Source organism: Roseomonas rosulenta, assembly GCF_016106005.1.
Lineage (GTDB): Bacteria > Pseudomonadota > Alphaproteobacteria > Acetobacterales > Acetobacteraceae > Neoroseomonas > Neoroseomonas rosulenta.
In genome coordinates, this window is sequence record NZ_JACADR010000146.1 from 1 (window position 1) to 10,786 (window position 10,786).

13 protein-coding genes and 1 pseudogene are annotated in these 10,786 nt (G+C 71.4%); 9 read left to right on the forward strand and 5 right to left on the reverse strand.

Annotation, left to right across the window (positions count from 1 at the left end; all coding sequences use genetic code 11):
* The 9 genes and pseudogenes from HW578_RS16490 to grxD form a co-directional block, all read left to right on the forward strand.
* Positions 1–269 (forward strand): annotated as a pseudogene (locus tag HW578_RS16490) (hypothetical protein); the annotation flags it as partial.
* Positions 270–318: 49 nt separating this feature from the next.
* Positions 319–1,071, forward strand: coding sequence for an NRDE family protein (locus HW578_RS16495; RefSeq protein WP_198371706.1), 753 nt, complete (start codon positions 319–321; stop codon positions 1,069–1,071).
* Between the two features lie 118 nt (positions 1,072–1,189).
* The gene (gene purC / locus HW578_RS16500) at positions 1,190–1,954 is read left to right on the forward strand and encodes a phosphoribosylaminoimidazolesuccinocarboxamide synthase (RefSeq protein WP_198371707.1); all 765 of its coding nucleotides are present in this window, start codon (positions 1,190–1,192) and stop codon (positions 1,952–1,954) included.
* 19 nt (positions 1,955–1,973) lie between these two features.
* Positions 1,974–2,213 carry a phosphoribosylformylglycinamidine synthase subunit PurS gene (gene purS, locus HW578_RS16505; protein ID WP_198371708.1) on the forward strand — a complete coding sequence of 80 codons (240 nt, stop codon included), beginning with the start codon at positions 1,974–1,976 and terminating at the stop codon, positions 2,211–2,213.
* Between the two features lies 1 nt (position 2,214).
* Positions 2,215–2,433 (forward strand): hypothetical protein, encoded by a 219-nt coding sequence (locus HW578_RS16510; RefSeq protein ID WP_198371709.1) that lies wholly within the window; start codon positions 2,215–2,217, stop codon positions 2,431–2,433.
* Positions 2,434–2,445: 12 nt separating this feature from the next.
* Positions 2,446–3,141, forward strand: a complete 696-nt coding sequence (gene purQ / locus HW578_RS16515) for a phosphoribosylformylglycinamidine synthase subunit PurQ (protein ID WP_198371710.1) — start codon at positions 2,446–2,448, stop codon at positions 3,139–3,141.
* 52 nt (positions 3,142–3,193) lie between these two features.
* Positions 3,194–5,410, forward strand: coding sequence for a phosphoribosylformylglycinamidine synthase subunit PurL (gene purL / locus HW578_RS16520; protein WP_198371711.1), 2,217 nt, complete (start codon positions 3,194–3,196; stop codon positions 5,408–5,410).
* A complete protein-coding gene (locus HW578_RS16525) occupies positions 5,410–5,658 on the forward strand; it encodes a BolA family protein (protein ID WP_198371712.1) in 249 nt (82 codons plus the stop codon). The genes purL and HW578_RS16525 overlap by 1 nt, the downstream gene beginning before the upstream one ends.
* Positions 5,655–5,993 (forward strand): Grx4 family monothiol glutaredoxin, encoded by a 339-nt coding sequence (grxD, locus tag HW578_RS16530; RefSeq protein ID WP_198371713.1) that lies wholly within the window; start codon positions 5,655–5,657, stop codon positions 5,991–5,993. The genes HW578_RS16525 and grxD overlap by 4 nt, the downstream gene beginning before the upstream one ends.
* Positions 5,994–6,062: 69 nt before the next feature.
* Here the strand turns inward: grxD and HW578_RS16535 are convergent, their stop codons facing one another.
* The 5 genes from HW578_RS16535 to HW578_RS16555 form a co-directional block, all read right to left on the reverse strand.
* Positions 6,063–6,632 (reverse strand): hypothetical protein, encoded by a 570-nt coding sequence (locus tag HW578_RS16535; RefSeq protein WP_198371714.1) that lies wholly within the window; start codon positions 6,630–6,632, stop codon positions 6,063–6,065.
* Between the two features lie 90 nt (positions 6,633–6,722).
* Positions 6,723–8,519 carry a DNA helicase RecQ gene (gene recQ / locus HW578_RS16540; RefSeq protein WP_198371715.1) on the reverse strand — a complete coding sequence of 599 codons (1,797 nt, stop codon included), beginning with the start codon at positions 8,517–8,519 and terminating at the stop codon, positions 6,723–6,725.
* Complete coding sequence (locus HW578_RS16545) at positions 8,519–8,899, reverse strand: OmpA family protein (RefSeq protein ID WP_198371716.1); 381 nt, start codon at positions 8,897–8,899, stop codon at positions 8,519–8,521. The genes recQ and HW578_RS16545 overlap by 1 nt, the downstream gene beginning before the upstream one ends.
* A gap of 67 nt (positions 8,900–8,966) precedes the next feature.
* Positions 8,967–9,923 carry a radical SAM protein gene (locus HW578_RS16550; RefSeq protein ID WP_198371717.1) on the reverse strand — a complete coding sequence of 319 codons (957 nt, stop codon included), beginning with the start codon at positions 9,921–9,923 and terminating at the stop codon, positions 8,967–8,969.
* Between the two features lie 97 nt (positions 9,924–10,020).
* Positions 10,021–10,786, reverse strand: a 766-nt coding sequence (locus HW578_RS16555; protein WP_198371718.1) for an ATP-binding cassette domain-containing protein, incomplete at its 5' end; no start/stop codon positions are given.

Genomic DNA, 10,786 nt, shown 5'->3' on the forward strand with positions numbered 1-10,786 from the left:
CCGCGCTCGCGGCGCTCGGCGTCCTGGCGGCGCCGTCGCTGGCGCAGGCCGGCGATGGCTGGCGCGGCCATCCTGGCCGTGGCTGGGGCCCGCCGCCGCGCGCCTACTACGCGCCGCCGCCGCCGCCCGTTTACTACTATGCCCCGCCGCCGCGCGTGTACTACGCGCCGCCGCCGCGCGTGTATTACGCGCCGCCGCCGCCGGTCTATTACGCGCCGCCGCCCGTCTATTACGGCCCGCCCGGCGTTTCCTTGAACTTCCGCTTCTGACCGCGGCGCGGCTTGCCGGCTCGCGCCGGCTGGCCGAGCCTGCGCGGCGATGTGCACCGTCATTCTCCTGAGGCGGCCGGGCGATGCCTGGCCGTTGATCATCGCCGCCAACCGCGACGAACGACTCGATCGCGCCTGGGACCCGCCGCGCGCCTGGTGGCCCGACCGCCCCGGGATCGTCGGCGGGCGGGACCGCAGCGCCGGCGGGACATGGATGGCGCTGGGCACCGGCGGCGTGGTGGCCGCGGTGCTAAACCGGCCAGGCAGCCTCGGACCCGCTCCGGGCAAGCGATCCCGTGGGGAATTGCCGCTGCTCGCGGCGTCCGAGGCCGATGCCGCGGCCGCCATGCGGCGCCTGCGCGCGCTGCCGGGCGCGGAATGGCGGCCATTCAACATGGTCGTCGCCGATTCGCGGCAGGCCTTCTTCCTGCGGGGCCTCGGCGCCGGCCCTCTCGAGGTCATGGACCTTGCCGAGGGCATCGCCATGGTCACCGCGCACGATCCCAACGATCCCGACAGCCCGCGCATCCGCCGTCACCTCCCGCGCTTCCGCGCCGCCACGCCGCCCGACCCTGCGGCAGAGAACTGGCGTGACTGGGAAGCGCTGCTCGCCGACGAGACGCCCGACGCGGTGGACGGCGCAGCCGCCATGCTGAATATCGCGCCCGTGGCGGGCTTCGGCACGGTCTGCAGCAGCCTCCTGGCGCTGGGTGCCGCTGGCGAGGCCACCTGGCGATTCTGCCCCGGCCGCCCCGCCTCTGGCCGCTTCGTGCCGCTGAAGCTTCCCGCCTCGGTGGCCTGACCCCGGCGCAGCCCAGCCATCGCCCGGTCCGTCATGGTCACCCGGGAAGGTGCTTGCTATATGCCCCACGGAGTCCGCCCGGCCCCCCGGCCGCGCGGCGACAAGGAATTTCTTCGCCATGGCGCGTCGCCGACAACTTTATGAGGGCAAGGCCAAGATCCTGTTCGAGGGGCCTGAACCTGGCACCCTGGTCCAGTACTTCAAGGACGACGCCACCGCCGGCAACGGCGCCAAGAAGGGCACCATCACCGGCAAGGGCGTGCTCAACAACCGCATCAGCGAATACCTGATGACGCGGCTGCACGAGATCGGCATCCCGACCCACTTCATCCGCCGCCTGAACATGCGCGAGCAGCTGATCCGCGAGGTCGAGATCATCCCGCTCGAGGTCGTGGTGCGCAACGTGGCCGCCGGCTCGCTCGCCACGCGCCTCGGCATCACCGAGGGCCAGCGCCTGCCGCGTTCGATCATCGAGTACTACTACAAGAACGACCAGCTGAACGACCCGATGGTGGCCGAGGAGCACATCACCTGCTTCGGCTGGGCCAGCACGCAGGACCTCGACGACATCGTCGCACTCACGCTGCGGGTGAACGACTTCCTGACCGGCCTGTTCCTCGGCGTCGGCATCACGCTGGTCGACTTCAAGCTGGAGTTCGGTCGCCTGTGGGAGAACGAGGAGATGCGCATCGTCCTCGCCGACGAGATCAGCCCCGACAATTGCCGCCTGTGGGATGCCAAGACCGGCGAGAAGATGGACAAGGACCGCTTCCGCCGCGACCTCGGCAAGGTGGAGGAAGGCTACCAGGAAGTCGCCCGCCGCCTCGGCATCCTGCCGGAGGCCGGGCCGCGCGACATGACCGGCCCCGAGGTGATGCAGTGACCAGCACGGAGTCCACGCCATGAAGGCCCGCGTCTACGTCATGCCCAAGGCCGGCGTGCTCGACCCCCAGGGCAAGGCCATTTCTCACGCTCTCGATGGGCTGGGCTTCGCCGGCGTGCAGGATGTGCGCGCGGGCAAGGTGATCGAGCTCGACCTGGCCGAAACCGACCCGGCGCGCGCGAAGGCCGCCGCCGAGGACATGGCCCGCAAGCTGCTCGCCAACACCGTCATAGAATCCTTCCGGGTCGAGCTCGCCTGACATGACCAAGGCCAGCCTCCTCGCGATGCTGGTGCTGACGGTGCTGTTCGCCATGGCGCTGCGCTGGCGGGAGAACCGCATGGCGACGCTGCCGCGGCTCAACGTGATCGCGCGCGGCAAGCGCAGCCTGAACCGCTGGGTGACGGCGGCGGCGCTGGCCGCGGCATCGACCATGCTGCTGATGGGCGGGCTGCACTGGCTGCGCGTCTCGATCGGCTGACAGGACACGACGATGAAGGCCGCCATCATCACCTTTCCCGGCACCAACCGCGAACGCGACATACGCGTGGCGCTGAAGCGCGTGACGGGGCGCGACCCGGTGATGCTGTTCCACCGCGATGCGCTGCCGGCAGGGCTCGACCTGGTGGTACTGCCGGGCGGGTTTTCCTATGGCGACTACCTGCGCTGCGGGGCGATGGCCGCGCAGTCGCCCATCATGCGCGACGTGCGGGACTTCGCCGCGCGCGGCGGCCATGTGCTGGGCGTGTGCAACGGTTTCCAGATCCTGATCGAGGCGGGGCTGCTGCCCGGCGGGCTGCTGCGCAACGCGACGCTGCGCTTCCTGTCGATGGATTGCCGCATGCGGGTGGAACGCGCCGGCACCGCCTTCACGTCGCGCTGGCAGAAGGGGGCCACCTTCCGCGCGCCGATGGCGCATGGTGATGGCAACTACTTCGCCGACGACGCGACCCTGGACCGGCTGGAGGGCGAAGGGCTGGTGGCCTTCCGCTACGTGGACGATCGCGGCGAGGCGACGGCGGCCGCGAACCGCAATGGGTCGGTGCGCAACATCGCGGGGATTCTCTCGCCGAACCTGCGGGTCTGTGGGCTGATGCCGCATCCGGAGGATCTGGTGGACGACCTCATGGGCGGGACGGACGGGCTGCCGATGTTCGAGAGCCTGGCCGAGGCCTTCGCCACGGCCTGACTCCGTGACGCACCCCCTGGACAGGCGGCCCCGCCCTGCCGACAAGGCGGGCATGACCGCGCCCACGCCGCTCGACCCCGCCCGCGCCGCCCAGCTCGCCGCCGAATTCGGCCTGAAGCCCGAGGAATACGACCGCGTACTCGCCATCCTCGGCCGCACGCCCTCGCTGACCGAGCTCGGCGTCTTCTCGGTGATGTGGAGCGAGCACTGCTCCTACAAATCCTCCCGCGTCTGGCTGCGGGAACTCCCCACCAAGGCCCCCTGGGTCATCCAGGGCCCCGGGGAGAATGCCGGCGTCATCGCCATCGGCGATGGCCTCGCCGCCGTCTTCAAGATGGAATCCCACAACCACCCGAGCTGGATCGAGCCCTACAACGGCGCGGCCACCGGTGTGGGCGGCATCCTGCGCGATGTCTTCACCATGGGTGCGCGGCCCATCGCCAACCTCAACGCCCTGCGCTTCGGCAGCCCCGACGCGCCGCGGATGAAGCAGATCATCGACGGCGTGGTGCGCGGCATCGGCGGCTACGGCAATTGCGTGGGCGTGCCGACGGTGGGCGGCGAGGTCAACTTCCACCCCGCCTACAACGGCAACCCGCTGGTCAACGCCATGACGGTCGGCATCGCGAAGGCCGACCGCATCTTCACCGCCGCCGCCACGGGGGTCGGCAACCCGGTGGTCTATGTGGGCTCCAAGACCGGCCGCGACGGCATCCATGGCGCCACCATGTCCAGCGCGGAATTCTCCGCCGACTCGGAGGAGAAGCGCCCCACCGTCCAGATCGGCGACCCCTTCGCCGAGAAGCTGCTGATCGAGGCCTGCCTCGAATTGATGGCCACCGACGCCATCGTCGCCATCCAGGACATGGGTGCGGCGGGCCTCACCAGCTCGGGCGTCGAGATGGCCGGCAAGGGCGGGATGGGTGTCGAGCTCGTCCTCGACAACGTCCCTCAGCGCGAAGAAGGCATGACCGCCTACGAGATGATGCTGAGCGAGAGCCAGGAGCGCATGCTCATGGTCCTCAAGCCCGGCCGCGAGGCGCAGGCGGAGGCCATCTTCACCAAGTGGGAGCTGGACTTCGCGGTGATCGGCCACCTCACCGACACCGGCCGTATCGTGATCCGCCACAAGGGCCAGATCGAGGCCGACATCCCCCTGGCCCCGCTGGAATCGGAAGCCCCCCTCTACCGCCGCCCGACCGAGGACACCCCGCCCCAGCCCGAGCTGGACGCTGGCTCCATCCCCGACCCGATCGGGATCGAGGCCGCGCTGATGCGCCTCGTTTCCTGCCCGGACCTCTGTTCCCGCCGCTGGATCTGGGACCAGTACGACGGCCTGGTGAACGGCCAGACGGTGAAGCGCCCGGGTGCCGCCGACGCCGCCATCGTGCGAATCGAGGACCACGACCGCGCGCTCGCCATGACCACCGACTGCACGCCGCGCTACGTGGTGGCCGACCCGGTGGCGGGTGGGGCGCAGGCGGTGGCCGAGGCCTGGCGCAACATCACCGCTACGGGGGCGCTGCCGCTCGCCATCACCGACAACATGAACTTCGGCAACCCCGAGAAGCCGCGGATCATGGGGCAGTTCGCCGGCGCGGTGCGCGGCATGGCGGCGGCCTGCACAGCGCTCGACTTCCCCGTCATCAGCGGCAATGTCTCCCTCTACAACGAGACCGAGGGCCGCCCCATCCTGCCCACCCCCGCGATCGGCGGCGTGGGCGTGCTGGAGGATGCACGCCAGGCCATCGGCCTGGGCATGCCTGCGGGTGCCGACCTTGTGCTGGTCGGCACGACCGCCGGCTGGCTCGGCCAGTCGCTCTGGCTGCGCGAGGTCGGCGGGCGCGAGGAAGGTGCGCCCCCGCCCGTGGACCTCGCGGCCGAACGCCGCAACGGGGATTTCGTCCGCGCGCAGATCCTCGCCGGCACCGTGCGCGCCTGCCACGACTGCGCCGATGGCGGCCTGCTCGTGACCATCGCCGAGATGGCGATGGAGACCGGCATCGGTGCCACCCTGTCCCCGACGCCGGACGCGGTGCCCCCCCACGCCTTCTGGTTCGGGGAGGACCAGGGCCGCTACGTCGTCGCAGTGGCCGACGCCGCGGCCTTCATCGCGACCGCAACAGCGGCAGGCGTGCCCGCCACCCGGCTCGGCCACAGCGGTGGCGGGGACTTGGTTCTCGCCCCCGGCCGGTCCATATCGGTGGCTGCGCTCAGGGCTGCGAACGAAGCCACCCTGCCCGCGCTGATGGAAGGGAGGTCCGCCTGATGGCGATGCAACCGGCAGAGATCGAGGCGCTGATCAAGGCGGCGCTTCCGGACGCCGAGGTCACCATCGAGGACCTGGCCGGTGATGGCGACCACTACGCCGCCAAGGTCGTCTCCTCTGCCTTCCGCGGCATTCCCCGCGTCAAGCAGCACCAGATCGTCTACGCCGCGCTGCAGGGCCGCATGGGCGGCGTGCTGCATGCGCTCGCACTTCAGACCTCCGCCCCGGAACAGGACACCGCGCGATGAGCAACCCGACCTTCGACCGCATCCAGGCCGACATCACCGAGAACCCCGTGGTGCTCTTCATGAAGGGCACGCCGGTCTTCCCGCAGTGCGGCTTCAGCGCGCGCGTCGTGCAGATCCTCAGCCACATGGGCGTGCCCTTCAAGGGCGTGAACGTGCTCGAGGACATGGAGATCCGCGAGGGGATCAAGGCCTTCAGCAACTGGCCGACCATCCCGCAGCTTTATGTGAAGGGCGAGTTCGTCGGCGGCTGCGACATCGTCACCGAGATGTTCCAGGCCGGTGAACTCGGCAACCTGCTCGCCGAGAAGGGCGTGCCCCACAAGGCCGAGGCCTGATGCGCCACCCGGGGCTGCGCCACATGGCGCGGCCCCGCGGACCCGGGCGGGGCCGGTCCGAAGCCCCGATCAGCGCCCTGCCAGGCGCGCCAAATTGATCGCCCGCGCGTAGGCCAGCTTTGCCTCGGCCGGCGCATCCCCCTGCACCTGCACCAGGATACGGTTGTCCACCAGCATCTGAACATTGCCGTCATTGCCCTGGATGGCGCGCTGCTCGCCGATCCGCACCAGCCGCCCCATCGCCCCGGCGAGCATGGGGTTCGCCAGGATCGGGCCGAGCTGGGCGATCATGGGATTGTCGCTCATCACCTGGATCTCGACCGTCTGCCCCTGCGCGTTGCGATAGCTGCGCGACGCGGTGGACCCGCCTAGCAGGCCCGCGACGCCGGCGGCGTTCGAAGTCGCCTCCTCCGCCGTCCAGCCGGGCAGCGCATCGGGCAGCGCGGCGGCGAGCCCGGCGGCGGCGCGCTGGGAGAGCAGTTGCAGCGCTTCCTGCAATGCGGTCTGAGCCGCCTGGAACTGCCCGCCCTGGTAGGCGCGCTGCGCCTCCGTGATGGCATTCAAGACGTCATCCGCCCGCGCCGGGGCGGCGGCGAGCAGCGCGGCGATGGCGGTGGAAAAAAGGATCGAACGGCGCATGGCTGCGTTCCCTGATTTTGAACGGGAGGGTACCGCCGGCGAAGCAGCAAGGCCATGCACCCCGACGCGCCGCGCTGTGACGCAGGTCGCTCAGCTCTCCGCCACGATGCGCAGGATCTCCGCGCCGTAGCGCTCAACGCGCGAGCGCCCCATGCCCGGCACCTCGAGCAGATCGTCCGGCGTGCCCGGCCGCCGCGCCGCGATGCCCGCCAGCGTGCGGTCATCCGCGACAACATAGGCCGGCACGCCCTGCCCCTGCGCGGCGCCGCGGCGCCAGGCGCGCAACGCCTCGAACAGCGGATCGCCGGAGCCGGCCTGCGGCGCTTCCTCGCGCAGCGCACGGCGCGAGGCGGGCTGCGCCGCATCCTCGCGCAGCATCACCGCCTCCTGCCCGCGCAGCACGGCGCGCGCCGCCTCCGTCGCGACCAGCTCGCCGTGATTCTCCACCGCCACGTCCAGCACGCCGCGCGCGACGAGCTGCCGCGCGATGCCCCGCCAGGCGCTGTCCGACACATCCTTGCCGACGCCATAGGTCGGCAGCTTGTCGTGTGCGAACTGCGCGACCTTGTCGGTCAACCGCCCGCGGAGCACGTCGACCACATGCCCCACGCCGAAGCGCTGCCCCGTGCGAACCACGGCTGACAGCAGCTTCTGCGCCGACACCGTGCCATCCACCAGGCGCGGCGGCATGCGGCAGACGTCGCAGGCCCCGCATTCGGGCACCAAGGGCTCCTCGCCGAAGCAGCGCAGCAGCAGGGCACGCCGACAGGTGGCCGCCTCGGCGATCGCGATCATGGCGTCGAGGCGCGATCGCTCGACGCGCTTCTGTTCCTCGCTCGCGGGGCTTTCGGCGATGCGGTGGCGGGCCAGGGCCATGTCGCCGGCGCCATACATCAGCAGCGCCATGGCGGGCAGGCCGTCGCGCCCGGCGCGGCCGATCTCCTGGTACCAGCTCTCGGGGCTGCGCGGCAGATCGAGGTGCGCGACCCAGCGCACATCGGGCCGGTCGATGCCCATGCCGAAGGCGATTGTCGCCGCCATGATCACGTTGTCGCCGCGCGCGAAGCGGCGATGCGCGTCGCGCTTCGCGCTCGCGTCCATGCCGGCATGGAAGGCGAGCGCGTCGTGGCCGTCGCCGCGCAACCATTCGGCCGTGCTTTCGGTGCGCGCGCGGCTGCCGCAATAGACGATGCCGCAGCCGCCCGCCCCGGCGATCAGGGCACGCAGCTGGCCGCGTTCGCTCTCGCGCGGTGCGGCGGAGATGAAGATGTTCGGCCGATCGAAGGAGGCCCGGAAGACCGGCGCATCCGCCAGGTCGAGCTGCAGGCGGATGTCCTCGACCGTGCGCGGGTCGGCGGTCGCGGTCAGCGCCAGGCGCGGCACGCCCGGGAAGCGCTGACCGAGCACACCAAGGCCGCGATACTCCGGACGGAAGTGATGGCCCCACTGGCTGACGCAATGCGCCTCGTCCACGGCGAACAGGGCGATGGGCAGTTCGTCGAGCCGCTGCAGCGTGCCGTCCAGCGTGAGCCGCTCGGGCGAGACATACAGCAGCTTGAGCCGCCCGCCATGCAGGTCGCGCAGCACGGCGCGCGCCTCGTCGGGCGGCAGGTCGGAATGCAGCGCGGCCGCCGCGACACCCTGCTGGCGTAGGGCAGCGACCTGGTCCTCCATCAGCGCGATCAGCGGGGAGACCACGATGCCCACGCCCGCGCGGCACAGCGCGGGCACCTGGAAGCACAGGCTCTTGCCGCCGCCGGTCGGCATGAGAACAAGGCCCGATCCGCCCTCCGCGGCATGGCGGATGATCTCCTCCTGCCGGCCGCGGAAGCCCTCATGGCCGAAGACCCGGCGGAGGACCTCCGACGGATCCTCCAGCGCGCGCATCAGCTGCCGGGGCGGATCTCGACGCGACGGGATTCCGTGGCGACGGATTCGAAGGGCACCGGGCCACGCGCCACGATGCGCACGCGGTCGCGCGCCACGCCGTTGCTGATAAGCAGGTCGGCCACGTGCTGCGCCCGCGCCTCGGACAAGGCGCGATTGTAGGCGGCGCCGCCGGCGGGGCCGGCGTAGCCGATCACCACGATCGGGCCGGTGGTGCCGCGCGCCTGCATGGCGACAGTGCGCAACAGGGTCTGCGCCTCGGAGTCCAGGGTCGAGCTGTCCTCGGTGAAGAAGACGGACACCGTCGGCATGACGGGCTCGGTCGCGCAGGCCGCGGCCAGCGCGGCGGGGGCGGCGGCGAGGAAACGGCGGCGGCGCATCGGGACGACTCCGGGGTTCGCGATGGCCCTTGGTCGCGCGAAGGACCCGGTCGCGTCAACCGCGGCGTTAGCGCGAGCAGGCCGCCCCGCCCAGCACGCAGAACTTCGCGCAGTGGGGGTGGTTCAGCGCCACCGGGCGGGATGCCTCGACCAGGGTGGCGCCCAGCTCGAAGGCCGGATCGTAGGGCAGCAGCGTGCAGGCTACGACGGCCGGGCGGTCCGCGCCGCGCCGCTTCACCACCATCCGGGCCGAGGCGCACATCAGGCTGTCGGGCGATTTGCGCAGGATGCCCCAGCAGGCCTCGGTGATCTCGGGGACATCCACTTCGGCGTCCATCTCGGGGAACAGCATCAGCGCGACGGGATCTCCGGCGTCGATCATGATGCCGTGTGCGGCGAAGAGCGCGGCATAGCCGGCGCGCATCGCCGCCTCGTCGCCATCGAAGCCAGCGCGGCCCGCGACATGGACGCGGAAGCCGTTGCGCGCCAGCCAGACCAGGCCCTCGATGGTGCGCGCGAAGGTACCCTCCCCGCGCTCGAGGTCGTGCAGCGTCGCATCATGATGGTCGACCGACACGCGCAGCGTCAGCGCATCGCCGAACTCCTCGCGCAGCGCCAGCAGCGCGGTCGCTTGGTTCATCATCGGCTTCATGGCGTTGGTCAGCACCAGCGCCGACAGGCCGCGGCCGAGCACATCGCGCAGCATCGCCGGCAGGTCGCGGTTGAGGAAGGGCTCGCCGCCGGTGAAGCCGACCTCCTCGAGCGGCGCGCCGATCGCCACCGCCTCGTCGAGATAGGCACGCACCTCCTCGGCGGTGATGTAGGACAGCGCGTCGTTCTTCGGGCTGCTTTCGATGTAGCAGTTCGAGCAGGCGATGTTGCACAGCGTGCCGGTGTTGATCCACAGCGTGCTGAGCGCCGCGAGGCCCACAACAGCGCGGCGTTCGCCCTTCGCCGTCACCGCCGGGTCACGGAACTTCGCGGGGTCCAGGCGCTTCGCCGCAATGGCCAGCGTGCCGGTCACGGCCCCGCCTCGGTCACCAGTCTCATGGTCGTGTCTCGCCCTTGGGTCCTGCCATACCAGATGCGTTCGCCGGAGACTGCGGCAAGGTTACGCCGCGTCAGCCCGCCGCCGGGATGGCGCGTCCGGCGGCAATGCGCAGGATGCGCGTGGGGTGCTCGACCCCGAGCAGGTGATGCTGGATCAGGATGACGCTGCGCCCGCCCATGGCCTCGTCGAGCGTCTGGAGGAAGGCGCGCTCGGTATCGGCGTCGAGCCCCGCCGCGGGCTCGTCCAGGATCACCACCGAGGCCGGGGAGAGCAGCGTGCGCGCCAGCACCAGCCGCCGCGCCTGCCCGCCGGAGAAGCGCAGCCCGCCCTCCCCGCACAGGGTCTCGAGCCGGTCGGGCAGGGCTCGCACCACGTCGCCCACCTGCGCCCGGTCCAGCGCCGCCCAGAGCGCGGCCTCGTCGGCATCCGGCGCGGCGAGGCGGAGATTGGCGGCGATCGTGTCATCGAACAGACGCGCATCCTGCGTGAGCCAGGTGACGCGCCGGCGCAGCTCGGCCGCCGGAAGGGTCGCGATGTCCACGCCCCCCAGCGTGATGCGCCCGGCCTCGGGTGCCGCGAACTTCAGCAGCAGCGCCGCCAGCGTGGACTTGCCCGCGCCGGAGGGACCGAGCAGCGCGATCCGCGCGCCCTCCGGCAGGTCGAGGTCGAGCCCGTCGAAGACCAGCGGCCGGTCCGCCGCCCAGCGGAAGCGCAGCCCGGTCACGCGCAGCGCGTGGCCGGCCGGGGGCGCCGCGGGGTCCATCGGATCCGGTACGGGCTCGGGCGTGTCGGCTGCCTCGAACAGGCGGCGCGCCCCAGCCCCCGCCGCCGCCAGC